Annotated in this window: 24 protein-coding genes and 1 tRNA gene; 11 read left to right on the plus strand and 14 right to left on the minus strand. The window is 62.2% G+C overall.

Translation table 11 applies throughout. The features are described from left to right. The 3 genes from QWE_RS13945 to QWE_RS13955 all read left to right on the plus strand — a co-directional run. The coding region (locus tag QWE_RS13945) for a hypothetical protein (protein ID WP_006726788.1) at nt 1–312 on the plus strand (312 nt) is incomplete at its 5' end. Next, entirely contained in the window at nt 309–908 is a 600-nt protein-coding gene (locus QWE_RS13950; protein ID WP_006726789.1) for a DedA family protein, read from the plus strand. The genes QWE_RS13945 and QWE_RS13950, both read left to right, overlap by 4 nt. Before the next feature lie 84 nt (nt 909–992). Beyond that, nucleotides 993–2,195: a ceramide glucosyltransferase gene (locus QWE_RS13955; RefSeq protein ID WP_006726790.1), complete on the plus strand. Its 1,203-nt coding sequence runs from the start codon at nt 993–995 to the stop codon at nt 2,193–2,195. A gap of 74 nt (nt 2,196–2,269) precedes the next feature. On the opposite strand, the gene QWE_RS13960 is transcribed toward QWE_RS13955, so the two are convergent. From QWE_RS13960 to QWE_RS13970, 3 genes are all read right to left on the minus strand, one after another. After that, on the minus strand, nt 2,270–3,841 hold the full coding sequence (locus QWE_RS13960; RefSeq protein ID WP_006726791.1) for a GMC family oxidoreductase: 1,572 nt from the start codon (nt 3,839–3,841) through the stop codon (nt 2,270–2,272). A gap of 99 nt (nt 3,842–3,940) precedes the next feature. After that, nucleotides 3,941–4,471: a twin-arginine translocation signal domain-containing protein gene (locus QWE_RS13965; protein WP_006726792.1), complete on the minus strand. Its 531-nt coding sequence runs from the start codon at nt 4,469–4,471 to the stop codon at nt 3,941–3,943. 123 nt (nt 4,472–4,594) lie between these two features. Continuing rightward, nucleotides 4,595–4,990: a VOC family protein gene (locus QWE_RS13970; RefSeq protein WP_006726793.1), complete on the minus strand. Its 396-nt coding sequence runs from the start codon at nt 4,988–4,990 to the stop codon at nt 4,595–4,597. Between the two features lie 230 nt (nt 4,991–5,220). Here QWE_RS13970 and QWE_RS13975 point away from each other — a divergent pair, with 230 nt between their 5' ends. Further along, entirely contained in the window at nt 5,221–5,529 is a 309-nt protein-coding gene (locus tag QWE_RS13975; protein WP_006726794.1) for a ribbon-helix-helix domain-containing protein, read from the plus strand. Between the two features lie 79 nt (nt 5,530–5,608). Here QWE_RS13975 and QWE_RS13980 read toward each other — a convergent pair whose 3' ends face one another. Continuing rightward, on the minus strand, nt 5,609–6,943 hold the full coding sequence (locus QWE_RS13980; protein WP_006726795.1) for a dicarboxylate/amino acid:cation symporter: 1,335 nt from the start codon (nt 6,941–6,943) through the stop codon (nt 5,609–5,611). 311 nt (nt 6,944–7,254) lie between these two features. Between QWE_RS13980 and QWE_RS13985 the strand changes: the two genes are divergently transcribed. Both QWE_RS13985 and QWE_RS13990 read left to right on the plus strand, forming a co-directional pair. Next, the gene (locus QWE_RS13985; protein ID WP_006726796.1) at nt 7,255–9,036 is read left to right on the plus strand and encodes a sensor histidine kinase; all 1,782 of its coding nucleotides are present in this window, start codon (nt 7,255–7,257) and stop codon (nt 9,034–9,036) included. Next, on the plus strand, nt 9,033–10,364 hold the full coding sequence (locus QWE_RS13990; RefSeq protein ID WP_006726797.1) for a sigma-54-dependent transcriptional regulator: 1,332 nt from the start codon (nt 9,033–9,035) through the stop codon (nt 10,362–10,364). The genes QWE_RS13985 and QWE_RS13990 overlap by 4 nt, the downstream gene beginning before the upstream one ends. 20 nt (nt 10,365–10,384) lie before the next feature. Here QWE_RS13990 and QWE_RS13995 read toward each other — a convergent pair whose 3' ends face one another. Then, nucleotides 10,385–11,377 (minus strand): Ldh family oxidoreductase, encoded by a 993-nt coding sequence (locus QWE_RS13995; RefSeq protein ID WP_006726798.1) that lies wholly within the window; start codon nt 11,375–11,377, stop codon nt 10,385–10,387. A gap of 34 nt (nt 11,378–11,411) precedes the next feature. Then, entirely contained in the window at nt 11,412–12,182 is a 771-nt protein-coding gene (locus QWE_RS14000; protein WP_006726799.1) for an HpcH/HpaI aldolase family protein, read from the minus strand. Nucleotides 12,183–12,367: 185 nt separating this feature from the next. Here QWE_RS14000 and QWE_RS14005 point away from each other — a divergent pair, with 185 nt between their 5' ends. Beyond that, nucleotides 12,368–13,036, plus strand: a complete 669-nt coding sequence (locus tag QWE_RS14005; protein ID WP_006726800.1) for a spermidine synthase — start codon at nt 12,368–12,370, stop codon at nt 13,034–13,036. Nucleotides 13,037–13,251: 215 nt separating this feature from the next. On the opposite strand, the gene dgcA is transcribed toward QWE_RS14005, so the two are convergent. Beyond that, complete coding sequence (gene dgcA / locus QWE_RS14010; protein WP_006726801.1) at nt 13,252–14,235, minus strand: N-acetyl-D-Glu racemase DgcA; 984 nt, start codon at nt 14,233–14,235, stop codon at nt 13,252–13,254. 180 nt (nt 14,236–14,415) lie between these two features. On the opposite strand from dgcA, the gene mnmA reads away from it, so the two are divergent. Next, nucleotides 14,416–15,612: a tRNA 2-thiouridine(34) synthase MnmA gene (gene mnmA, locus QWE_RS14015; protein WP_006726802.1), complete on the plus strand. Its 1,197-nt coding sequence runs from the start codon at nt 14,416–14,418 to the stop codon at nt 15,610–15,612. A 159-nt stretch (nt 15,613–15,771) separates the two neighbouring features. After that, a tRNA-Met gene (locus tag QWE_RS14020) sits at nt 15,772–15,848 on the plus strand. 124 nt (nt 15,849–15,972) lie between these two features. Here QWE_RS14020 and QWE_RS14025 read toward each other — a convergent pair. From QWE_RS14025 to QWE_RS14035, 3 genes are all read right to left on the minus strand, one after another. Further along, the gene (locus QWE_RS14025) at nt 15,973–16,719 is read right to left on the minus strand and encodes a hypothetical protein (RefSeq protein ID WP_006726803.1); all 747 of its coding nucleotides are present in this window, start codon (nt 16,717–16,719) and stop codon (nt 15,973–15,975) included. A 116-nt stretch (nt 16,720–16,835) separates the two neighbouring features. Further along, nucleotides 16,836–17,477, minus strand: coding sequence for a ThuA domain-containing protein (locus QWE_RS14030; RefSeq protein WP_006726804.1), 642 nt, complete (start codon nt 17,475–17,477; stop codon nt 16,836–16,838). 22 nt (nt 17,478–17,499) lie between these two features. Further along, a complete protein-coding gene (locus QWE_RS14035; RefSeq protein WP_006726805.1) occupies nt 17,500–18,600 on the minus strand; it encodes a Gfo/Idh/MocA family protein in 1,101 nt (366 codons plus the stop codon). Nucleotides 18,601–18,869: 269 nt separating this feature from the next. On the opposite strand from QWE_RS14035, the gene QWE_RS14040 reads away from it, so the two are divergent. Both QWE_RS14040 and QWE_RS14045 read left to right on the plus strand, forming a co-directional pair. After that, complete coding sequence (locus QWE_RS14040; RefSeq protein ID WP_006726806.1) at nt 18,870–19,454, plus strand: transglycosylase SLT domain-containing protein; 585 nt, start codon at nt 18,870–18,872, stop codon at nt 19,452–19,454. Between the two features lie 185 nt (nt 19,455–19,639). Next, nucleotides 19,640–20,080 carry a GNAT family N-acetyltransferase gene (locus tag QWE_RS14045; RefSeq protein WP_006726807.1) on the plus strand — a complete coding sequence of 147 codons (441 nt, stop codon included), beginning with the start codon at nt 19,640–19,642 and terminating at the stop codon, nt 20,078–20,080. A 65-nt stretch (nt 20,081–20,145) separates the two neighbouring features. On the opposite strand, the gene QWE_RS14050 is transcribed toward QWE_RS14045, so the two are convergent. From QWE_RS14050 to serA, 4 genes are all read right to left on the minus strand, one after another. Further along, nucleotides 20,146–21,159 carry a Tim44 domain-containing protein gene (locus QWE_RS14050; RefSeq protein ID WP_006726808.1) on the minus strand — a complete coding sequence of 338 codons (1,014 nt, stop codon included), beginning with the start codon at nt 21,157–21,159 and terminating at the stop codon, nt 20,146–20,148. Between the two features lie 238 nt (nt 21,160–21,397). Next, entirely contained in the window at nt 21,398–22,402 is a 1,005-nt protein-coding gene (gene cydB, locus QWE_RS14060; RefSeq protein ID WP_006726810.1) for a cytochrome d ubiquinol oxidase subunit II, read from the minus strand. After that, nucleotides 22,392–23,804, minus strand: a complete 1,413-nt coding sequence (locus QWE_RS14065; protein WP_006726811.1) for a cytochrome ubiquinol oxidase subunit I — start codon at nt 23,802–23,804, stop codon at nt 22,392–22,394. The genes cydB and QWE_RS14065 overlap by 11 nt, the downstream gene beginning before the upstream one ends. Nucleotides 23,805–24,009: 205 nt before the next feature. Then, nucleotides 24,010–25,605, minus strand: a complete 1,596-nt coding sequence (gene serA, locus QWE_RS14070; protein ID WP_006726812.1) for a phosphoglycerate dehydrogenase — start codon at nt 25,603–25,605, stop codon at nt 24,010–24,012. Nucleotides 25,606–25,653 lie beyond the last annotated feature (48 nt).

A 25,653-nucleotide genomic window follows, 5' to 3' on the forward strand; every position in this document is an offset into this window, starting at 1 on the left:
GCATTCCTGCTGGCGATGGCGCTCGCAATTTTCTTTGCCGGGCGGACGATCTTCTTTGTGGCCTACTGGAGCGATCCCGCCCGTCAGGACCTGCCGCCGGAGCCCTGGATGACGATCGGCTATGTCGCCCATTCCTGGCATGTACCGGTCGAGAAACTCGCCCGCGACCTCGATCTGCCGCCCCCGCCAAAGGATGGCCCTCGCCCATCGCTCGAACGCCTTGCCGTGGAACGCGGCCAGAGCTTCGAGACATTCAAGGCCGAAATAGAGGCCTCCCTTGCCGAACTGCGCCGGCAGGGACCTCCCCAATGACCCTGACCGAGACGCTGCTCGCATCACTGCCGTCCTATGGCTTGTTGCTGCTTGCGCTGGTCGTCGGCATCAGTTGCCTTGGCGCGCCCCTGCCCGCCTCGATCGTCATGATGCTGATGGGCGCATTGGCGGCCGCCGGAGACTTCACGCTGGCCTATGTCATTGCCGTGGCACTCGCCTCGGCCGTGGCAGGAGACCAGATCGGCTACATGCTTGGCCGCGTCGCCGGACAGCGCCTCGTGCCGATCGTCAGTCGCGAGCCTTCACGCCGCAAGGCGATCGAGCGGGCGCAGCAGGAAATGGATGCCCGCGGCAACGTCGCCGTCTTTCTCACCCGCTGGCTGCTTTCCCCGCTCGGCCCCTATCTCAACCTGCTCGCCGGAGCCTCCGGCTTTTCCTGGGCGCGCTTCACGCTGGCAGGCATCCTTGGGGAGACGGTCTGGGTCGGTCTCTACACTGGCCTCGGAGCGGCATTCAGCGAGAGCGTCACGGAGATCGCCGAAATCAGCGGCAGCATCAGCGGCTTTCTGGCGGCCGGTGCTGTCGCCGCCTTCCTCGGCTGGAAGCTCTTCCAAGCCATGCAGAGCAAGGATTGAAAGCCCAACGATAAGGCCGAAAGAAGGCTTCTCCGAACTGTCACACAGCAGTGCTATCCGGATACCAAAATCCGGAGACTCGCCATGACTTTTCTGATCTGGTTTGCCGCGATCGCGCTTCTCGTCCAGCTTGCAAGCATCGCCGTCGTCCTCTCCGTCAAGCTGCGCCACAAAAACCGAGAGGCTGCGCCGACGCCGCGCCCGCCGGTCACACTTATCCGCCCGATCTGCGGGCTGGAAAACAATCTCGAGCGCTGCCTCGCCTCATCTTTCCAGCTCGATTGGCCGACCTATGAGATCCTCTTTTGTGTCGCAAGAGCCGACGATCCGGCAGCATCCCTTGCCCGTCGCCTGATGGCAGAACATCCCGACATTGCCTCGACACTCCTCGTCGGCGAAGATCCCTTCAGCGCCAATCCCAAGCTCAACAATGTCGTCAAGGGCTGGCGCTCCGCCCGCCATGACTGGATCGTCATGACCGACAGCAACGTGCTGATGCCATCAGACACAATCGAGCGCATGATCGCCCGCTGGGACGAGCGGACCGGCCTCGTCTGCTCGCCACCAGCGGGAACCGAGCCGGAGAATGCTGGCGCCCTTCTCGAAAGCGCCTGGCTCGACAGTTTCCAGGCCCGCTGGCAGCTCTTTGCCGACGCCTGCGGCTTCGGCTTTGCCCAGGGCAAATCGATGCTGTTCAATCGTCATGTGATGACGCAGCTCGGCGGTTTCGAGCGACTGGGCGATGAAGTCGCCGAGGATGCCGCCGCAACACTGCTGATCCGCAACGCGGGCCTCAAGGTCCGCATTGTTCACGAGCCCTTCCCACAGCCGCTCGGGCCCCGCGATATCAAGGCTGTCTGGAAGCGCCAGCTGCGCTGGGCGCGCCTGCGCCGCGCGTCTTTCCCGCTTTATTTCCTGCCGGAGATCCTGACCGGTGCCGCCCTGCCGCTGGCGGCCATGATCGCGCTTGCGGCGACAGGCGCACTGCCGCTCATCGCCCCGATCGCCTATCTTGCCGCCTGGTATGGCGCAGAAGTGCTGCTCGCCAGAAGCTATAGCTGGCCGAGCGGCTGGCGGATCGTTCCTGCCATGCTCGCCCGTGACCTGTTGCTGCCGGGGCTGTTCGTCGCGGCCTGGTTCGGCAGCGGATTTGAATGGCGCGGCAATGCGATGACGGTCGCTGACAATGACAATAGCCGCACGGCGCGCTTTCGCACGGCAGTTGCCCGAACCCGGGACAGAGCGCGCGAGAAAGCCCGAGCTCTGGTTGCCGCCCGCAGTCACTGACATCCCTCTCAACTTAAAAAGCGGGCAGGACCGCATGGCGATCGCTGCCCGCAAGAGGGAGGTAGTTCCGCCGCTCAGATGGTGCCTTGGCCCATCTGCTCGGCGATGTAATCCGCCTGGCGGATCGCAAGAGAAACGATCGTCAGGGTCGGATTTTCGGCCGCTCCGGTGGTGAACTGGCTGCCATCGGAGACGAAGAGGTTGCTGATGTCGTGCGTCTGGCCCCACTTGTTGACGACCCCGTCCTGCGCCTTCTCGCTCATGCGGTTGGTGCCGAGATTGTGGGTCGACGGATAGGGCGGCGTCGGGAAGGCACGGGTTGCACCCACCGCCTCATAGAGGGCCACGCCCTGCTTGTAGGCATGATTGCGCATCGCCTCGTCGTTCGGATGGTCCGTAAACCACACATCCGGGATCGGCATGCCGTATTTGTCCTTCAGCTCGCCATGCAGCTTCACCGCATTCTGCTCCTGCGGCATGTCTTCGCCGACGATCCAGAGGCCCGCCATATTGGCATACTGGTCCATGGCCGAGGCAAACGACCGGCCCCAGCCACCCGGATCGAGGAAGGCCGCCATGAAGGGCACGCCGAGCGCCAGCGTCTCGAGTTCATAGCCGCCGACGAAGCCGCGCGACGGATCGTGCCTCGCCTCGTCACGGATGATCCCGGCCATGGTCGTGCCGCGGTAGAAATGCACCGGCTTTTCGAAGACGGCATAGACCGAACCGGTGGTGTGGCGCATGTAGTTCTTGCCGACCTGGCCGGAAGAATTGGCCAGACCATCAGGGAACTTCGACGAAGCCGAGTTGAGCAGCAGGCGCGGGCTTTCGATCGAATTGCCGGCAACGCAGATGATTCGGGCCTTCTGGCTCTGCAGATTGCCATCCTTGTCGGCATAGACGACGGCGGTCACCTTGCCCGTATCATCATGCTCGATCTTGACGACATGCGAGTTCGGCCGGACTTCGAGCTTGCCCGTCGCCTCGCCCTTCGGAATTTCCGTGTAGAGCGTCGACCACTTGGCGCCCCATTTGCAGCCCTGGAAGCAGAAGCCCGTCTGCTGGCAGCTCATCCGGTCGTCTCGATCGGCCGAATTGATCGCCATATTGCCGGTGTGACAGTCCTTGTAACCGAGCTTGTCGGCACCAGCCTTCAGGATCTTGAAGTTATTATTGCCGGGCAGGCCCTCGATGCCGTTGGTGCGGGTGACGCCCATCTTGTCTTCGGCCTTGGCATAGTACGGCTCGAGATCGGCCAGCGTGATCGGCCAGTCGAGAAGATTGGCTCCCTCGACCTTGCCATAGTTGGTCAGAGTCTTGAACTCGTGCTCCTGGAAGCGGAGCGACGCGCCGGCCCAATGGGTAGTGGTGCCACCGACCGCCTTGACGATCCAGGCCGGCAGATTGGGGAAGTCTTTTGCTACCCGCCAGCCGCCACCGGTCGTGCGGTGGTCGAGCCAGGCGAGCTGGGCAAAGCTGTCCCATTCGTCGTTGATGAATTCCTCGTGCTCGATACGGGCACCGGCTTCGAGCACGACCACGTCGATGCCCTTCTGGGCAAGCTCGTTGGCGAGCGTGCCGCCACCCGCACCGGAGCCGATGATGACGACCACGCTGTCGTCGTTGAGATCATAGGGCGCTGCCATGTTTTCCTCCCGGGAAATCCGTCAATTTGGGTAAGCGCCGCCGTCCCATCCGCGATGGGCCTCCTTCCGGCGACGATAAATGCGTGTCTTTCAGGTCGCTCAGAGCCAGGTGATGTCGTCGAACCCGCGCTCGATATAGCCGCCCTTGGAATAGGACTCGCCCTCGTAGCCGAAGATCGGCCAGATCTCCTTCTGGTTATAGAGGCTGACCACGAGGTCGCCGCGCACCGCCTGGAAGAAGGGCGTCGTCTCGATGTCGCGCAGGATGGCGACCCGATCGTCTTCCCAGCCAAGCCCGCGATAACCGCCGGCACCCGCTCTGCTGTCGAGGTCGGCAATGCCCTCTTCGATCAGCGCCTTGTGCTTCTCGTCCTTGGCCGCCATCGTGTCCTGACCCTTGACGGCCGCCGCATAGAAACGATCAGCAAGCTGGTCATGCGGATAGATGTCGCGCGCCATCTTGATCAGCGTCGCGAGCGTGTCCGGCTTCAGGGCTGTCGCCTCCAGGCCCCAGGCCTGGTCGGGACAGATGACAGCCGTGCCGGTTACCATCAGCACGGCGCTTGCTGCACCGGTCTTCAGAAGCTGGCGGCGTGACATGCCGCCGGTCTTGTCGAGTATCGTAACCACGTCATTCTCCTCACATGAGATGATGCGCAACGGCCAGTCTGCCGTCGGCGGTGGCAGGCGCGATACCGCGCCCACCGGCTGCGAAACAAAGAAGGCCAGGGCTCCTCTTCCCCGGCCTTCCAATCATTTGAACCGTCCGTGCCGGGCCAGGACTTCGATCTTGTAGCCGTCGGGGTCGGTGATGAAGAAGAAGCGGGCAAGCAGCACGCCATCGCGGTTGAATTCGACGATCTTGCCCGGGTTCAGGCCGAGATCGGTCAGCCGCTTGTGTTCGGCGTCGAGATCCGAGACGCTGACCGCGAGATGGCCGTAACCGGTCCCAAGATCATAGGCCTCCTCGCGGCCCTTGTTGACCGTGAGCTCAAGCTCGAACTCGCTCTCCGCATTGCTGAGATAGACCAGAGTGAAGGTTTCGAAATCGAGACGTTCCGCGACTTCCAGACCGAAGGCCTGAACGTAGAAGGAAACGGATCGGACCTCTTCGAGGACACGGATCATCGAATGGATCATTTTGGCCAATGGGCTGCTCCTTGCATGCTGACATATGTCATGCAGAGAGGATGTCGCGATTTTCCGGACGGCTGGTAGCAGCCCATTACCGCAGCCGTTTTTTTTCGCTGACGGATGTGGCCATTCTTCGCACCTGGGCGAGGCAGTTTAGAGAAGACGGAAATTGACCAGAGCAGCGGCGCGCAACATAATGCCCGAAAAGACTGCAGATCGAAAAAGACATCAGGGAGGAGCATGCCATGTGTGAAGTCTTCGCAGGACAGGACCCGGCCCGCTACCGCGCGGTCAACCGCTCCGTCCGCATCGGTGGTCATTCCACCAGCATCCAACTTGAAGCGGCCTTCTGGGTGCTGATCGACGAGATCGCGGCCAGCCAGAATTTCTCGACATCCCGCTTTCTGTCGACGCTTCATGACGAAGCGCTGGAGATCAACGGTTCGGTGTCGAACTTTGCATCCCTGCTTCGGACGAGCTGTCTCATCTACCTGATGAGCAAGGCGCAAAATCCGGCACAGCCGCCCGAATTCCACATCATCGCCGCCGAGTAGAGGCAAACAAAAAGCGCGGCCCAACGGATGCCGGGCCGCGCTTCAGTTCCGATCACCGTCTTGGGTCGGCTCGGACGTATTACTCCGCTGGCTGTAATTGCGGCTGCAGGTCCTCGTGCTCTTCGAGCACCTTGCCGCCGAGCGCGGCATGGAACAGCGTCTCGTCGAGTTCGCCTTCCCAGCGGGCGACGACGACGGTTGCCACCGCATTGCCGATGAAGTTGGTGAGCGCGCGGCATTCCGACATGAAGCGGTCGATGCCGAGGATCAGCGCCATGCCGGCGATCGGCACCGACGGCACGACCGACAGCGTGGCGGCCAGCGTGATGAAGCCCGCACCGGTGATACCCGCAGCCCCCTTGGAGCTCAGCATGGCAACGGCAAGCAACAGGATCTGGTCGCCGAGTGGCAGATGGATATCCGTCGCCTGGGCGATGAAGAGCGCGGCCAGCGTCATATAGATATTGGTGCCGTCGAGGTTGAAGGAATAGCCGGTCGGAATGACCAGACCGACGACCGAGCGCTTGCAGCCGGCCTTTTCCATCTTGTTCATCAGGCCCGGAAGGGCTGCTTCCGACGACGACGTCCCGAGAACCAGAAGCAGTTCTACCTTGATGTAGCGGATCAGCGACAGGATCGAGAAACCGTTGTAGCGCGCGACAGCACCGAGGATCACGGCGACGAACAGGAAGGACGTCAGGTAGAAGGTGCCGATCAGCATGGCGAGGTTCGTCACCGAGCCGATGCCGTATTTCCCGATGGTGAAGGCCATGGCGCCGAAGGCACCGATCGGGGCGGCCTTCATCAGGATTGCGACCAGCTTGAAGACGGGCGCTATGACCGCCTGCAGGAAGTCCGTGACCGGCTTGCCACGTTCGCCGACAAGCGCCAGCGAAATGCCGAACAGGATCGAGAAGAACAGCACCTGTAGGATATCGCCATCTGCGAAGGCACCGACGATGGTCGTCGGGATGATGTTCATCAGGAAGCCTGTGATCGACGAGTCATGCGCCTTTTCGGTATAGGTCGCGACCGCAGCTGCATCGAGCGTAGCCGGATCGATATGCATGCCAGCACCGGGCTGCACCACATTGGCGATCACGAGGCCGACGATGAGCGCCAATGTCGAGAAGGTGAAGAAGTAGAGCATCGCCTTGCCGGCGACGCGGCCGACCTTCTTCATATCCGTCATGCCGGCAATGCCGGTCGCGACCGTCAGGAAGATGACCGGCGCGATGATCATCTTGACGAGCTTGATGAAGGCGTCGCCCAGCGGCTTCAACTGCGCACCGACATCCGGATAGAAATGGCCGAGCAGGATGCCGGCAACGATCGCGGTCAGAACCTGGACATAGAGATGTTTGTAGAAGGGCTGCCGGCCCTCGGGCGCTTGCTCTGCGGTATCGATATGCATGTTTTCCTCCGTGGTCGCCCTGACGGAACGAATTCCGGCCTCCCGGGCGGTGGCTCAACTGACTGGGAGCGGCGTGGCCGCTTGGGAGAAAGGTCAGCAAGGCGCGTGCCAGACCGAAGAAATGGGTTTAAGACACTGTTTTTACTTATTTTTGGAAATAGGTAGACTTGATTCACCACATCAAGATGTGCGGTTTTCCGCACAAGCCGGATATGCTAGGATGCGACCTATCGCACAGTCTCCGAGGCCCCACCGACGTCATGCTGCTCCTTCGAAGCTCCAGTCGCATAATCTGGATCATATACGCCGTAGTGGCCGTCCTGCTGTTCGGCGCCGCGCTGTTTTTCGCCGGCGAGAGAGGCAAGATCCTCGCGTTGAATGCGGTCGCGGAAGACGCACAAACCGATGCCGAGCTGAAGCGCGCATTGCTGATTGCCGTGCTGGAGCGATCACGCACCCTGCCCTTCGTGCTGGGGACGGACGCCGAACTGGCCGCCACATTACAGGCGCCTGGCCTAGACAGCGTCAACCGCCTGAATGAAAAGCTGGAGGCCCTGACCTCGGGGACCGGCGCATCCGTGATCTATGTCGTCGACACAGAGGGATTGACGATCGCCGCCAGCAATTTCCGTGAGCCCGACAGCTTCGTCGGCAGCAACTATGCCTTCCGTGAATATTTCACCGGCGCGATGGCGAACGGCACGGCCGAACAATATGCGCTGGGCAATGTCAGCCGCAGGCCGGGGCTCTACCTCTCCCGCCGCGTCGATGACGCTGCCGGCCAGCCGCTGGGCGTCGTGGTCGTCAAGGTCGAGTTCAACGCGCTGGAGCAGGACTGGCAGCGGTCCGGGCGCCCGACCTATGTGACCGACACCAGAGGCATCGTCCTGATCACCAGCCGCCCGGACTGGCGCTTCTTCACCATCACCGACATCCCGCAGCAAGATCGGCTGGCAATCCGCGACAGCCTGCAATTCGGTGAAGCGCCGCTATTGCCAGTCCCGATCTGGTCGCTCTCCGACCTTGACGGAAACACGATGGTGGCGACCGACACAAGCGGCGCACGTCCACGGCAGCCGCATGTCGCCGAAGCCCTGCCGGTGCCCGGCACGCCATGGACCCTGCACTTGCTGGCGCCCGCCGCCGCGGCAATGGATGCCGGAATCCTCCAGGGGCGCACCACTGCGGTCGCGCTCGGCCTGCCCTTGCTCGCCGCAGCCGGCTTCTTCCTGTATCGCAGCGGCCGTGCTGCCCGCAGGACCGCCGAAGCGCAGGCGGCACAGGCCGAACTCGAACGGCAGGTCACGCGCCGCACCGCCGAACTCACCGAGGCGCGCGACCGGCTGCAGGCCGAGATCGCCGAGCACAGGGCGACCGACATCCGCCTGCAGGGCGTGCAGCAGGATCTCGTCCAGGCGAACCGTCTGGCGATCCTCGGCCAGGTCGCAGCCGGCGTGGCGCATGAGATCAACCAGCCCGTCGCCACCATCCGCGCCTACGCCGACAATGCAAAGTCGTTCCTCGATCGCGGCAAGGCAGAAACGGCAAAGGAGAACCTCAGCCTGATCGCCGAGCTCACCGACCGCATCGGCGCAATCACCGGCGAATTGAAGGGGCTTGCCCGAAAGGGCCGTCAGGCAGCCGAACCCGTCGAACTCAAGGCCGCCATTGACGGAGCCCTCTTCCTGCTGAAAAGCCGCTTCGCCGGGAGCTTCGATCGCCTCACCATCGGTGACATCCCCCCAGATCTCCAGGTGCTTGGCCAGCGCATCCGGCTTGAACAGGTGCTGATCAACCTTCTGCAGAACGCACTCGAAGCCATTGAAGGCAAAGCGGATGGTCACATCCGCGTCGGGATTGCGCGCCTCGGCAACGACGAGGTGGATCTCACCGTCAGTGATACAGGTCCCGGCCTACCGGACCATGTCAGGGATAATCTCTTCATCCCCTTCACCACCTCCAAGGAGGGAGGCCTGGGCCTTGGCCTCGTGATCGCCCGCGACATCGTCGCCGAATATGGCGGCCGGCTCTCTGTGGATACGAGCAAGGAGGGCACGGTCTTCACCATCACCTTGAAGAGGGCCCCAGCATGAGCATCGACATCATCCTCGTCGACGATGACCAGGCTTTGCGCCGCGCCACCCGCCAGACGCTGGAGCTTGCCGGTTATGCCGTTCGCGATTTCGCGGCCGCACCACAGGCGCTCACCCAACTCTCGCCGAAAAGCGAAACCGTCGTCGTCACCGATATCCGCATGGCCGGCATGGACGGGCTCGAACTCTTCACGCGCATCCGCAGCCTCGATCCGGATCTCCCCGTTCTCCTGATCACCGGACACGGTGACGTCGACATGGCTGTAAAAGCGCTGCACGATGGCGCCTATGACTTCATCGCCAAGCCCTTCCCCGCCGAGCGCCTTGTCCAGAGCGTTGCCCGCGCCGCCGAGAAGCGCCGGCTGGTGATGGAAAACCGCCGCCTGCGCGACGCCGCAACCACGACGCCGGACGACCTGCCCCTCATCGGCCAGACACCGGCCATGGAGCATCTGCGCCAAACGCTCCGGCAGATCGCCGACACCGATGTCGACGTGCTGATCGCCGGCGAAACCGGCAGCGGCAAGGAAGTGGTCGCGACGCTGCTTCACCGCTGGAGCCGCCGCGCCCGTGGCAACTTCGTTGCACTCAATTGCGGCGCCCTGCCCGAGACCGTCATCGAAAGCGAGCTCTTCGGCCACGAGGTCGGCGCTTTCACCGGCGCGCAGAAGAAGCGTATCGGCCGCATCGAGCATGCAAGTGGCGGCACACTCTTCCTCGACGAGATCGAGAGTATGCCGCTCTCCACCCAGGTGAAAATGCTGCGGGTTCTGGAGATGCGCGAGGTGAGCCCGCTCGGCACCAACGACATTCGGCCCGTCGATCTGCGTGTCGTCGCAGCCGCCAAGGTCGATCTCGGCAATCCGGCCGAGCGCGGCGAATTCCGCGAGGACCTTTATTACCGCCTGAACGTCGTGACGGTCTCGATCCCGCCTCTTCGGGAACGCCGCGCCGATATCCCACTGCTCTTCGCCCATTTCACAGCCCGCGCTGCCGACCGCTTCCGCCGCGACATGCCGGTCATGACGAGCGAAGTTCACCGGCATCTGGAAAACCATGACTGGCCGGGCAATGTCCGTGAACTCTCGCATTTTGCCGAGCGCGTCGTGCTCGGCATCACGCAGGCACCAAGGCAGCCGTCAGCGGCCACAGGATCGAGCCTCAGCCTGCCCGAACTGATGGAACGCCACGAAGCCACCCTCATCCGCGAGGCGCTGATCGCAAACAAGGGTGACGTCCGCTCGACCATCGAGACGCTCGGCATTCCGCGCAAGACCTTCTACGACAAGCTCCAGCGGCACGGCATCAACCGCGCCGATTACGAATAGCGGGATACCGTCATTTCCCGTCAGGCAATCGCCCGAATGGCGGCGACGACCTCGTCATCGATCGTGATGCCGTCGGTCTCGGCGGAACGAGCAAGATTCTGCCCCCGCCTTCCTGGAATGCGTGCCCCTTCCTGCGCCCCGATTTCATCCGCCAGCAGGGCGAGACGAGTGAAAACGCCAGGCCCACCTGTCGCGGTTGGATCAATGGCGATGATCGTCTGACCCAGCGCCACGGGCGGCCCCTTGTCGTCGAACAGGGAGGAGGCCTCGAATGCATAATTGGCGCCAATCAGACCCGCCGAGAGGATCTCGACCATCATCGCAAGCGCTGCCCCTTTCGCACCGCCGAGCGGCGCCATGAAGCCGTCCATTGCAAGGTTCGCATCCGTCGTCGGCTGGCCATCGGTATCAAAGGCCCAATCGTCGGGAATGGCCTCACCCTTCTGCCGTGCCGCCATGATTTTGCCACGCGCCACCTTGGAGAGCGCCAGATCGACGACAATGGGCTCGCCATCCTCGATCGGCACGGCAAAGGCAATCGGGTTGGTGCCGTAAAGCGCCTTGTTGCCGCCCCAGGGCGCCATGGAGGCCGGAGCATTGGCAAACATCAACGCCGCCAGCCCGCGCTCTGCAAAACGCGCGACTGTCAGCCCCATCACCCCGGCATGATGCGAGCGGTGAATGGTGGCGATCGCAATGCCCTGCTCCTGCGCGATGGCAGGCAACATCTCGACGGCAAGATCGAGCGCCGGATAGGCATAGCCGTTCATCGCATCGATGGTGAGAACACCCGGCCTCGGTCTCGACGCCTGCGGCTTGGCCAATCCGTCGACCTTGCGGGCCCGCGCCTGGGCACTGTAGGCCTCGACCCGACGCAGGCCGTGACCGCCCTGCCCGGCGGCTTCGGCGGCAACAAGCGCGCGGGCGACGGATCGCGCATTGGCTTCATACACGCCGGAACGGCTGAGCGCGCCGACAACCAGCGCCTCGGCTTCTGCCAGTGTCAGCTTCATCGAAGATCCATGAGAGTATCGAGGGAAAGCAAGATCAACCGCGCATCGACGCTGCAAGATTGGCAGCGGCAGCGGAGAGCAGGCTGACATCCGTGGATGAGGCAAAGAAGCGGATGCCGGCCTTGCGCGCCATCGCAAGCATGGCCGTATCGCCGGACATGATGCCGACCGGTTTGCCGGCAGCGACACCCTTGCCGATCACTGTTTCGACGGCCTGCATGACCTCAGGATGCGTGGGCTTGCCGCGATGACCCATGTCTGCCGCAAGGTCGGCCGGTCCGATGAGGATTGCGTCAACGCCAGCAGTCGCGATGATCGCATCGGCATTCTCGACACCAAGCCGGCTTTCGATCTGGGCGATCAGGCAGACCTCCGCATTCGCTGTCTCCGCATAGTCAGCAATGCGGCCGAAATCCGAGGCGCGACCAAGGCTCGCGCCCATGCCGCGGATGCCCTCCGGCGGATAGCGCAGGGCCTTGGCCAGGCGCTCTGCCTCTTCCCTCGTCTCGGCCATCGGGATCATCACCGTCTGCGCGCCGATATCGAGCGCCTGCTTGATCAGCCAGGTCTCACCGACCGGCAGACGCACGACCGGATGTGCCGGATGTCTTGCCACGGCTGCGAGTTGGGCCGCCATCAGCGGAATGTCGTTCGGCCCGTGCTCGCCATCGATCAAAATCCAGTCGAAGCCGGCCCCAGCACAGACTTCCGCGACATGCGGGCTCGCCAGCGCCACCCAGAAACCGACAAGCAGTTCGTTGGTGTCGTAAAGGGCGGCCTTGAAGGCATTCTTGGGGGCGGGCATGGGCATTCTCCAACTGCAGGACGTCTCGACAATGTGTGTTCAAAGCGCAAGATGCGCTCTGGCGGACGCAAACCGCAAGGGCCAATCCAACGCCTTTGGTACGGACGGAGACTGGCGGCCACAGTTGAAGCCGAACGGTCCGCCGTGATAGGGGCAGCCGAACCTTTAAGCGCAGGAATTGCCCCATGCTCCCCTGGATCCAGCTCGACACGGCCAAGATACCCGGCGGCGGCGAATTGCGCCTGAAGCGCCGAGGATCGGAATTCTCCATCATGCTCGGCACCAACGAGCTGATGAACAGCCGCCTCAGCGGCTCCGAAGAGGCCCTCGCCACCCTCGCCTATGAGCGGATCGCTACCCACAAGCGCCCGCATATCCTGATCGGCGGCCTCGGCATGGGCTTTACCCTGCGCGCAGCGCTTGCCGTCCTGCCTCAGGATGCGAAGGTGACCGTCGCCGAACTCGTGCTCGCCGTCGTCGACTGGGCGCGCGGCCCCATGGCCGAAATCTATGCCGGCAGCCTCGACGACCCGCGTGTCACTGTGCATGTCGGCGATGTCGGCGCCCTGATCGCCAAGTCAAAGGGCCAATTCGACGCGATCCTGCTCGACGTCGACAACGGGCCAGATGGCCTCACACGCGAGGCGAATGACGGCCTCTATTCCCATGACGGGTTACGCAAATCCAAGTCGGCGCTAACCCGCGGCGGCGTGCTCGGCGTCTGGTCGCAGGGGCCAGATCCCTACTTCACACGCCGCTTGAAGGACTGCGGCTATGGCGTGGAAGAGATTCCGGTCAGAGCCGGGCGGACCGGTCGCGGCAAGAAACATGTGATCTGGATGGCGAAGGCCTGAAGGCGATACTCTGCTGCACCGCTCGGCTTCGCCAACACCCCCCTCTGTCACTGCGTGACATCTCCCCCAAAGGGGGGAGAGCGGGGCGTCGCGTCTGCCGCACCGAATGCAACCCCAAAGGTGGGTGAAAGGCTAGCAGGGTAGCCAGTCTCCCCCCTTGTGGGGGAGATGTCCGGCAGGACAGAGGGGGGTGCCGTCGGGCAAAGCGGGAAAGACTACCCCCACAACCCGCGCGGCGGAAGCGGCATCACCGCGCCGTCATAGGCAATCGCCGGCTCGCGATCCCGCGCCAGAAGCAGCGGCCCGTCGAGATCGACAAAGGCCGCGCCCTGCCCGATCAGAAAGGCCGGGGCCATGGCAAGCGAGGTGCCGACCATGCAGCCCACCATGATCCCGAAGCCGGCTTCAACAGCCGCATCCCGCATCGCAAGCGCTTCCGTCAGCCCGCCGGTCTTGTCGAGCTTGATGTTGACTGCATCATACTTGCCACTCAACGAGGCGAGCGATGCCGTGTCATGGCAGCTCTCGTCGGCACAGACCGGAAGAACGCGGTCCAACCCAAGCAGCGCATCATCAGAACTCGCCGGAAACGGCTGCTCGACCAGCGTCACCCCGAGATCGAGAAACACAGGCGCCAGCGCCTTGTACTGATCGACACTCCAACCCTCATTGGCATCGACGATGATGGCGGCGTTCGGCGCCCCCGCCCTGACAGCCCGGATGCGCTCGATATCGCCTTCGCCGCCAAGCTTGACCTTCAAGAGCGGCCGGTGCGCCTCCTTTTCGGCGGCCGCCTTCATGCTTTCGGGGCTCCCGAGCGACAGCGTGTAGGTGACAGAAAGCGGCTTCGGCTCTTGTAACCCGAGCAGTTGCCAGACCGGCTTGCCCGCCCGCTTGGCTTCGAGATCCCAGAAGGCGCAGTCCAGCGCATTGCGTGCAGCCCCTGGCTTCAGCCGGTTCTGCAACCCTGCCCGATCCAGTCCTTGCCCCACCTCCGGCACCAGCGCCGAAAGCGCCTCGACGACACTCTCCACCGTCTCGCCATAACGCGCATAGGGCACGCATTCGCCTTGGCCCATATGCACGCCGTCCGTCAGCCTGACCGTGACCACCTTCGCCTCGGTCTTCGACCCGCGTGAGATCGTGAAGCTGCCTGCAATCGGGAAGCTCTCGGGCGTGACGACCATATGGACGGGCATGGAAATCTCCTCTCGCGGGCAATCCCCGCGAATCGCTGCTCTTGCACGAAGATGCAATCCTTTCTATATCCGTCAACTAAAGGACCGGTACCGGCAGCGGGCCAAAAACCCCGCAAAGCCTGACGTAGATCCCCGCAATGGGCGGGCTGAACGGTCGCATGAAGCACAGAGACGAAGCCCGTGAACACGCTGGATTTTGACAAGAGACCGGAAGATACGCGCGTTGTCGTCGCCATGTCGGGTGGCGTGGATTCGTCTGTCGTTGCCGGCATTCTGAAGCGCGAGGGCTATGACGTCCTCGGTATCACGTTGCAGCTCTATGACCATGGCGCCGCCGTCCACCGCGCCGGTTCCTGCTGCGCCGGCCAGGACATCGACGATGCCCGCCGCGTCTGCGAAACACTTGGCATTCCCCATTACGTGCTCGACTACGAACAGCGCTTCCGCGATACTGTGATCAACCCGTTCATGGAAAGCTATGTCGCCGGCGAAACGCCGATCCCCTGCGTGGCCTGCAACCAGACGGTCAAGTTCGCCGATCTGCTCGCGACGGCAAAGGAACTCGGCGCCGATGCGCTGGCAACCGGCCATTATATCCGCTCGAAATCCGTGCCGCTAGCAAACGACCCCGGCCATCGCGCCCTCTTTCGCCCGATCGACTCGGAACGCGACCAGAGCTATTTCCTCTTTGCCACCACGCAGGAGCAAATCGACTATCTGCGCTTCCCGCTCGGCGCCATGTCGAAGGCGGAGGTGCGTGTGCTCGCCGAAGAGATGGGCCTCGTCGTCGCCCAGAAGGCCGACAGCCAGGACATCTGTTTCGTGCCCCAGGGCAAATATGCCGACGTGATCAACAAGTTGAAGCCGAATGCAGCGCTTGCCGGCGACATCGTCCATCTCGATGGCCGGGTACTCGGCAACCACGAAGGCATCCTGCATTACACCATCGGCCAGCGGAAGGGCTTGGGCGTCGCCACCGGCGAACCGCTCTATGTCATCTATCTCGACGCCCGCTCGCGCCGCGTCATCGTCGGCCCCAAGGAAGCGCTGGAAACCCACCGCGTCTATCTGCGCGACATCAACTGGCTGGGCGACCGTACGCTGGCCGAAGATGCCGCAGACGGCATGCCCTGCTTCGCCAAGGTCCGCTCCACCCGCCCGCCGACGCCGGCAGTGCTGCATGCCGACGACAAGGGCGTCTATGTCGATCTCGAAATCGGCGAAGCCGGCGTCGCCCCCGGCCAGGCCTGCGTGCTCTATTCGGCAACCGGCGCCGACGCCCGCGTCTATGGCGGCGGCTTCATCGAGCGTTCGGAACGCTCGGTCACTGCGGAAGCCTCGCTGAAGGCGCTTCTCGCCAGCCCCGTCGCGGCCTGAAGCCTGGGCTTTCGGGCCGCGTGCAAGGTCTTGGCTCAAGCCGGTGGAAAGCCACGTTGTTTTTGGCCAAACCGCGCTTGACTTTGATCGGACCCTCGCCTTATAAGCCGCCCATCGCTTCGGACGGCGACGGCCTTAAGGCCCAGATGTTCGATGTGTGGCGGGGTAGCTCAGGTGGTTAGAGCGTGGGATTCATAACCCCAAGGTCGGCGGTTCAAGTCCGCCCCCCGCTACCAAAATCTCTGATCATTTCACATGTGTTGTATTCGTCAGAGTTGCGTGTGGCTGCCTGAGATGGCCCTAATTACGGCTAGCGCTATCGGAAGCCTAAAGCGAAACGACATGCGTCACAATTTGACGTCAAACTTCAATATGCCCATCCGAAGCCGCTCTGATATCTAGGGTCTGGAACGGACCAGACGGCGAGTTGAAGAAGTAAATCTCTCTAAACCCGTGTCCGTTAAATGACATACGATTGTGGGGACGAAGCTTTCCGCTGTTGAAGCGATCTTCGGCAATTATCAGGAGCCTAACATCGGCTCCGACACGTTCTTGATATGCCGACAACTTAGAAGCTTTGGACGAAATTGCCGCCTCCACTTCTTTTCGCGGCTCCAAGTTGACCCAGCCCACTACGTCCTCGATCATGATCCAGATAGCTCTATCCGATCGAGTAGCGTGGATGATAATCGATGGCAGGCCAATTCTAATCTGGTTGCCAATCTCCAACTCACCTGCTCCGTTCTCAGCTAGATGACGAGGTATGTCCCGAAAGTCCGGAGAATTCGGGTTCCCAAGGACCTTAACACTAAGCGGCGGACCACCGGACGCCTCATACGAGCTTCGAAGTTTTTGTAATTGAATACTGCGTTTCTGTTCCTTTTTCTTGCTCCAGGCGCCCGTTGCGATTTTTTTCGCGCTACGAACCTTCGGTTCTTCAACGCCGCCACCGCGATAGACAGTCACAAGCTCAAGACCGAAAGCTCCCCCCCCAGGCGAGTCAACCATGAAGTCTGGCGACTCTCCTTCCGCGACTATCTTCCAATCGAGCCTCCCGCTTCGAATAGCCTGCTCAAGATGATAGCGTTCAAGCTCTTTCTGCTTCATCGAACATCACCTGCGCTCGGTGGCGAATTGGTGAGAAATGAGGGGCGCATTAGCTAGAATGCTTGCTAAGTAAGACGCTGCGCGGTCCCCTTGCGCCAAAAAGTACAAACCCGCCCTCACCGCGCCGCCCAAACCAACCCTCTCCGCACAATCTCCCGCATCTGCGGCACCTCGAACTCCGCCGCCTGATGGCCGAGGGAGGAGTAGAACACCCTGCCCTGCCCGTGGCGGCGCTTCCAGACGACCGGCATCACATGGCCGTCGATCCAGGCATCATGCCCGCCGGTAAAGGTGGTCGTCGCCAGCACCTCGTTGTTCGGGTCGACATGCATGTAATACTGTTCGGAGCGGTAGGGGAAATCGCCGATGCCTGTTACGAGTGGGTCCTCGGGCTTAACGATATTGACCGTGTAGTCATAGATATTGCCGGGATGGGCGACCCACTGGCCGCCGATCATGTATTGATACTGGACACAGTCGCGAAAACTGTCGCCCGCCTGGCCGTGAAAGCCGCCGAGGCCGACGCCGCCGCGAATGGCGAGCTCCAGGTTCTCGATCTCGGGCTTTTCGATCTTGGTCATCGTCAGCATCGGCACGATGAGGCTGTAGTCGCGGATGGCGGGATCGGCAAAGGCCTCCGTGCCTGCCTCGACGCGGACGGTAAACCCTTCGGCCTTCAGCATGTCGGAGACGACGGCGGCGCATTGTTCGGGCTGGTGTCCGTCCCAGCCGCCCCAGCAAATCAGAACCTGACGCATGTGAATTTCCCTGTTGTTGTCTTCAGCGGCCGATCAGGCCATCGATGAGCGACTGTTCGAGCGGCGCCGGCCGCTCAACGCTTGTGGTGATCTTGACTGCCTCACCCCGGTCGGAGGCCGTCTGGAAGGCTTCCATGACTTCAAGCACATGCAGCGCCAGATCTCCGTTCGCCCGATGCGGCCGTTCAGAGAGAACGGCATGCGCCATATCGGCGACGCCGAGCGAGCGCCAATTTCCTTCGGAGTAAGGCAGTGTAACCGGCTTGCCCTGCGCCTCGCCCGTCAGCGGCAGGACGAAGACGTCGCCGCCGAAATGATTGGGATCCGGCACGATCAGGGTGCCCTCGGTGCCATAGACCTCGAGCGGCTTGTGCCAGTGGGCGGCCACATCGAAGCTCATGGAGATCTGCACCACCGCGCCATTGGCAAAGGACATCAGCCCCGCAACGTGCGTCGGTACATGCACGGGGATCGTCTCGCCCCGGCGCGGCTCGCTGCCGATTTTTCTCGTATCGCGCACCTTGGTGGCAAAGCCTGCCACCTTCTCGACCGGGCCGAAGAGATTGACGAGGTCGGTGATGTAATAGGGGCCCATGTCGAGCATCGGCCCGCCACCGGCCTCGTAGTAGAAGTCCGGATTGGGATGCCATCGCTCGTGGCCCGGGCACATGAAGTAGGCGGTGCCGCCGATCGGCTGGCCGATGACGCCCTGGTCGATCAGCCCACGCGCCGTCTGATGCGCGCCGCCGAGAAAGGTATCGGGCGCAGACCCGACCCGGAGATCGAGGGATCTGGCCGCCTCGACCAGCCGCTTGCCTTCGGGAAAGGTGACGCCGAGCGGCTTTTCCGAATAGACATGTTTGCCCGCGGCGAGTGCCTTCAGCCCCACCTCGACATGCGCCTTGGGGATCGTCAGATTGACGATGATTTGCACGTCCGGATCGGCATGCAGTTCGTCGATCGTGCGCGCCGGCACACCGTATTCGGCGGCCCGCGCGGCGGCGAGATCACTGTTCAGATCGGCAATGCCGCAGACCTTCAGAATAGGAAAATGCTGGAGCGCCTTGAGATAAGCGCCTGAAATATTGCCGCATCCGATGATGCCGATGCCGACCTGCTGCATGCCTTGAATTCCTCACTCCCGGACATCCGTCCAACTGCGATCGCCGGGCAAGAACGCATTCGTTCCTCCTCGCTGCCTCGGCGATCGCCCGGCAGACTGGTGGCAAATGAGACTGACGTCAACGCCTGTTTCTCGCGAGGCGAGCATGCGGGGCAGCCCTCCCCCGGCATTCCCACCCCTGATTGGGGATGCGAGATCCGGGGGCGGTTAAGAAAACCTTTCGTTAAATTTTAATGAATAGGATGGTGGGCCTGTAGCGAGGTTTTGTCATGCGTACCGCTCTTATCTCCGCCCTCGGCGTCATGCTGATGCTGTCGGCCTGTGCCAAGCCGCCATCCCAGACCCGCAATGCCTGCGCGATCTTCGAGCAACGCAACGGGCTGTTCAACAACTGGCGCCGCGCCGCGATCGCCGCCGAGCGCGAATATGGCGTGCCGGTGCCGATCCTGATGGCGACGATCTATACGGAATCGAGCTTCCGCCACAACGCCAAGCCGCCGCGCAAGAAGATCTTCGGCTTCATCCCCGGCAAGCGCCAGTCGACCGCCTATGGCTATTCCCAGGCCCTCGACGGCACCTGGGAACGCTACCAGCGCGAAACCGGCCGCTGGGGCGCCCGCCGCACCGATTTCGCCGACGCCATCCGCTTCATCGGCTGGTATCACCGCGAGAGCGCGACGAAGGTCAACATCCCCTTGAACGACCCCTACAAGCTCTATCTCGCCTACCACTCCGGCCACACAGGCTATCTCCGCGGCGCCTACAACAAGCGTCCGGAGGCCTTGAGGGGTGCCAAGAGATTTACCGATATTACCTATACTTACGCGAAGCAGTTGCAGCAGTGCCCGGGGTGAGGGTGGGCTGACCGGTCGGCATGCCATTCAAGACTTGAGGCGAGACGCCTCAAGGTCTAAAAGTCCAGGATCGTCGGCAAGAAGGAGTTTGATGCGCAGTAACGATAGCCTGTGAACCCTATGGGAACGGCACGACAGCCGAACGCTGTCGCACGCGCATCAACAACACCACTGACGGAACAATCATGAAATACGACCTGCATATCCGGGCATTTCTGCCCGAGGATACTACGCGCCTCGTCGCTATCTGGCGTGCGGCATCGGAGAAAGGGCACCCCTTTCTCGCCCGCGAGCAACTGGACATCCAGACGACCCTCGTGGCCGACCATTACCTGCCGCTGGCGGAAACCCATGTCGCACTGCTGAGCGGCGAGATCGTCGGCTTCATCAGCCTGCTGGACCAGACTATTGGCGGCCTTTTCGTCGACCCGAACCACCATGGGACGGGCATCGGCCGACATCTCGTGGACCATGCCGCACACCTCCGCCCAAAGCTGGAGCTCGAAGTGTATGCGCTCAACGAAAGCGCCCGCCGCTTCTACGACCGGCTTGGCTTCGTCGAGACAGGCCGCCGTCCGACCGATGACAGCGGTCTACCCTTCGAGTTGATCAAGCTCGTTCGCTGACGCAAAAAAGGCCCGGCCAAAAGGCCGGGCCCTAACATGTTCGGGGACGCCAAGTGCCGACGCACTCAGCCTTGTTCGACACCCTGGATTGCCGAGATCTGCCACAGGGTGTTCGGGCGGCGGGCGAAGGTCCAGAGCTCGACCGACTCGGTCGGCGCGTTCGGATCCCCCTCGACCACATCCCCGCTCTGGCGATCGGCGATATAGTCGATTGCCTCGTAGCGCATCGCGACCGTCGCGTATTCCATCTTGTCCTCGGCCCAGCTTTCCGCCACGTCGCCCTGCACCAGATGCACGTCGCGCACCTCGTTCTTGACGCCCTTGGTGGCATTCTCGCTCAGTTCCTCGGCGAGATAAGACATGGCTTCCGGCGTCGTGATGCGACGCAGCGAACCATAGTCCTCGGCTGCATAGGCGCGCTGCATCTCCTGCAGCAGTTCCTCGAAGCGTTCGAGATCCTTCGGCGTGATGCCGAGTTCGTCGGACTGACCGGACCGGCGAGCGGAAGCCGCCGACGCTACGCCGCCACCACCAAGCTTCGGGATCTGGAAGCTAGGGCGTGCCTGATCGCCGGACTGGTTGTCACGTGCCATGCCGCCAAAGCCGCCGAAACCCGGACCGCCGCTTGGGCCTGAGGCTGGCGCCTGACGATTGGCGAACATGCGCATGACGAAGCGGATCAGGAAGAAGATCAATAGGCCCTGCAGGAGCAGGCCAAGGAAGCCAAAGCCGCCACCGAAGCCGGTGCCCATCAGCATGCCGAAGAGACCACCGAGCAACAGGCCGCCCATCAGACCACCGGCGAGACCGCCGAACAGACCACCCGGACGCGCAGCCTGATTGGCCGCCGTCGACTGGGCAGCACCGGGCTGGTTCGCATTGGTGCGCGGGGTCATGGTGCGTTCGATTGGCGCGGCCGGGGTGGGCGCGGTCCGTGTCGACGCGGGGGCATCGAAGGTGCGCGTGCCGCGACTGCCGAAGCCGCCGCCTGCGCGACGCGCCTCGGCGAAATCGACGGCTACCAGCGTGACCATCATGCCAAGCGCGAGCGTCGCGAATGTCTTTGCGTATTGCCGCATCGTGTTTCCTGTCCTCCTCGAAACAGTCTTGAATGCCCTTTCGGGCTTGTCCCCCATATGGAGAGAGCTCGCTCTCTTTTGAAGGGAGAGCGAGCCGATTTCCATTGAATTTCAGGTGATCGACGTCAGGCTCCAAGCCAGAATTTGATGATCAGTCCGACGACAGTGATCGCCAGCACACCGCCGGCCCATAGCCCGACGAACCACAGGAGGCGGCTGGCAACGAGGCGTTTGTCCATCAGTGATAGCCCTCGTCCGGATTGAGCTTTCCACGGAAGACCCAATAGGCATAGGCCGTGTATCCGAGGATCATCGGCACGAGAATGACGGCACCGTAGAGCAGGAAGGCAAGGCTCTCGTCGGGAGCGGCAGCCTCCCAGATGGTCAGCGACGTCGGCACGATATAGGGATAGAAGCTGATCCCGATCCCGGCATAGCCGAGCACGAAGAGGCCGAGGGCCGCCAGGAAGGGCCGCGCGTCATGGCCTTTGCGCAACCCGTTGACGATCACGTAGAGGCAGCCGAGCACCAGTGCAGGCACGATGATCGAGAAGATCAGCGTCGGGAAATTGAACCAGCGCTCGAAATAGAGCGGCTCCAGCCAGGGTGTCCAGAGGCTGAAGACGCCCATCGCCCCGACGGTGGCAAACGACAGAGGTAGCGCGAAGGACCGCGCCCGATCCGAGATCTCGCCCTCGGTTTTCATCACGAGCCAGGTCGCGCCGAGAAGCGCATAACCGATGACGAGAGCAGCACCGGTTGCGAGCGAAAACGGCGTCAGCCAGTCCCACCAGCCGCCGGAATAGGCGCGGTTCTCGACCGGGATACCCTGCACCAAGGCACCGAGCGCCACGCCCTGAAAGAAGGCCGCGACGACGGAGCCGCCGGTGAAGGCCCAGTTCCAAAGATACTCCGCGCGCTTCGTGCGCCAGCGATATTCGAAGGCAACGCCCCGGAAGATCAAGCCGAGCAGCATGATGATCAGTGGCGCATAGAGGGCTGGCAGGATCGTCGCATAGGCGAGCGGGAAGACCGCAAGCAACCCTCCCCCGCCAAGCACCAGCCAGGTCTCGTTGCCATCCCACACGGGCGCCACCGAGTTCATCATCAGGTCCTTCTCATGCTTTTCAGGAAAGAAGGGAAAGAGGATGCCCACGCCGAGATCGAAGCCATCGAGGATGACATAGGCGAGCACGGCAAACGCGATGATGCCGGCCCAGATGAAGGGAAGATCAATGGGCATGTCTGCCTCCATGGTGTCCAGGCTGGGCGGCCGGCGTGATGCCGGACGAGCGGATCGGGCCATCGTCGAGATCCGGCAAGGGATCCCGCGGCAGGCGGCCCATCAGGCGCAAGATGTAAAAGGTGCCGGCACCGAAGACGATGAAATAGACGACGATGAAGGCGATCAGCGAGGCCGCAACCGCAGGCGCTGCAATCGGTGAGATCGAGTCGGCGGTCAGAAGGTGGCCGTAGACCGTATAGGGCTGGCGCCCGACCTCCGTGGTGATCCATCCGGCGAGCACAGCGACGAAACCCGAGGGGCCCATGACGAGGGCCGCGCGGTGCAGCCATCCATTGGAATAGAGCGTCCCCTTCCAGCGACACCAGAGCGAGAAGAGGCCGACGCCCAGCATCGCAAAGCCGATCGCGATCATCACGCGGAAGGACCAGAAGACGATGGCGACCGGCGGCTGCAATTCGCGCGGCACCGTATCCAGACCGTCGAGCGGCGCATTCAGGTCGTGCTTTAGGATCAGGCTGGAAAGTTTGGGTATCTGCACCGCATAGTCGATCCGCTGCTCGTCCTGGTTCGGGATCCCGAACAGGATCAACGGCGCGCCCTCCGGATGGCTTTCGAAATGGCCCTCCATGGCCATCACCTTGACCGGCTGATACTCCAGCGTGTTGAGGCCATGCATGTCGCCGGCAAAGATCTGGATCGGCGCAACGATCGCCGCCATCCACATGGCCATGGAGAACATCTTGCCGGCGCGGCGCGGCGCCGTGCGCTTGACGAGATGCCAGGCTCCAACAGCGCCGACGACGAAGGCTGTCGTCAGATAGGCGGCAATCACCATATGCACGAGGCGATAGGGGAAGGACGGGTTGAAGACGATCTTCCACCAGTCGGTGGGCACGAACTGGCCAACCTCGTTCATGGCAAAACCATCCGGCGTCTGCATCCAAGAATTGACCGAGAGGATCCAGGTGGCCGAGATCAGCGTGCCGAAGGCGACCATCAGTGTCGCGAAAAAGTGCAGTCCAGGGCCAACACGGTTACGACCGAACAGCATGACCCCGAGAAAGCCGGCTTCGAGGAAAAAGGCGGTGAGGACTTCGTAGCCCATCAGGGGACCGATGACCGGCCCCGCCTTGTCGGAGAACACCGACCAGTTGGTGCCGAACTGGTAGGACATCACGATGCCGGAGACGACGCCCATGCCGAAAGCGACCGCGAAGATGGTCTTCCAGAAGTCGAAGAGCTCGAGATAGACCTTGTCCTTTTTCCAGAGATAGAGGCCTTCAAGCACCGCGAGATAGCTCGCAAGGCCGATCGAAAAGGCCGGAAAAATGATGTGGAACGATACGGTAAAGGCAAACTGTATGCGTGCCAGGAGTTGCGCGTCGAAGTGCTCGAACATGGGCTGTCCCTTCCTTCTCTCCCCCCGGAGATGATAAACATCAACTATACCCTCGCATCAGAGAAGCAATGCGACAACCCGCCATGCGTCAGTTCAACGCATATATTTTTCCATATGTAACTTTGCGTTTAGCCGAGAGCTCCAAAACAAAGACGGCGCGGGTTTGATCCCGCGCCGTCATTGACGATGAATTTCAGAGCGCCGATCAGTCGACGTTGAATACCAGAGGCTTGGCCTGCTTGACGGCCGGATTGGCGGTCAGCTGGTCGAGAACCGCCTGCTCGACGGGACCGTCGACATAAAGGAGTGCGATGGCATCGCCGCCTTCCTTGTCGCGACCGAGCTGGAAGTTCGCGATGTTGACCTTGGCATTGCCAAGCGTCGTGCCCATGAAGCCGATCATGCCGGGAACGTCGGTGTTGGAGATGTAGATCATGTTCTGACCGACATCGGCATCCATGTTGATGCCCTTGATCTGGATGAAGCGCGGCTTGCCGTCGGAGAAGACGGTGCCAGCAACCGAACGCGTCTGCTTCTCGGTGGTGACGGTGAGCTTGATGTAACCGTCATAGACGCCGGTCTTGTCGCGCTTCACTTCTGAAACGATCACGCCCTTTTCCTTGATCATGATCGGGGCCGAGACCATGTTGACGTCGGCCACCTGCGGGCGGATGAGACCGGCCAGCAGTGCCGAAGTCAGCGCCTTGGTGTTCATGCCGGAGGTCACGCCGTCATAGAGGATCTCGATTTCCTTGATCGGGTTCTCGGTCATCTGGCCGGCAAACGAGCCGAGCACGTCGGCGAGCCGGATAAACGGCTTCAGGATCGGCGCTTCCTCGGCCGTGATCGACGGCATGTTGATGGCGTTCGAGACGGCACCCTTCATGAGATAATCCGACATCTGCTCGGCGACCTGAAGCGCGACGTTCTCCTGGGCTTCCGTGGTCGAGGCGCCGAGATGGGGCGTGCAGACGACGTTGGGCAGGCCGAAAAGCGGGCTTTCGGTGGCAGGCTCGACTTCGAACACGTCGAAGCCGGCGCCAGCCACATGGCCGGACTTGATGGCGTCTGCGAGCGCTGCCTCGTCAACCAGACCGCCGCGGGCGCAGTTGATGATGCGAACACCCTTCTTGGTCTTGGCAAGCGCGTCCTTCGACAGGATGCCGCGCGTCTTGTCGGTCATCGGGACGTGCAGGGTGATGAAGTCGGCCTTTTCCAGGAGCTCGTCGAGCTCGACCTTGGTGACACCCATTTCCTGGGCGCGCTCGGTCGACAGGAAGGGGTCATAGGCCAGCACATGCATGCCAAGGCCGATCGCCTTCTTGCAGACGATCCCGCCGATATTGCCGGCACCGATGACGCCGAGCGTCTTGCCGGTGATTTCAACGCCCATGAACTTCGACTTTTCCCACTTGCCGGCCTGGGTCGAGACGTCGGCCTGCGGAATCTGGCGGGCAACGGCAAACATCAGGGCGATTGCGTGTTCGGCCGTCGTGATCGAGTTGCCGAAGGGCGTGTTCATCACGATGATGCCGCGCTTGGAGGCAGCCGGGATATCGACATTGTCGACGCCGATGCCGGCCCGGCCGATGACCTTGAGGTTGGTGGCGGCAGCGATCAGCTTTTCCGTCGCCTTGGTGGCGGAACGGATGGCGAGACCATCATAATTGCCGATGATTTCGGCAAGCTTTTCCTTGTCCTTGCCGAGCTTCGGCTGGAAATCCACTTCAACGCCGCGATCACGGAAGATCTGGACGGCGGTTTCAGACAATTCGTCGGATACGAGAACGCGAGGTGCCATGACGAGGCCTCCTTCAGAGAGTTCGTTTGAATGGGATGATGAGAATTT

This window comes from Agrobacterium albertimagni AOL15, from assembly GCF_000300855.1.
GTDB classification, from domain to species: Bacteria; Pseudomonadota; Alphaproteobacteria; order Rhizobiales; family Rhizobiaceae; genus Allorhizobium; species Allorhizobium albertimagni.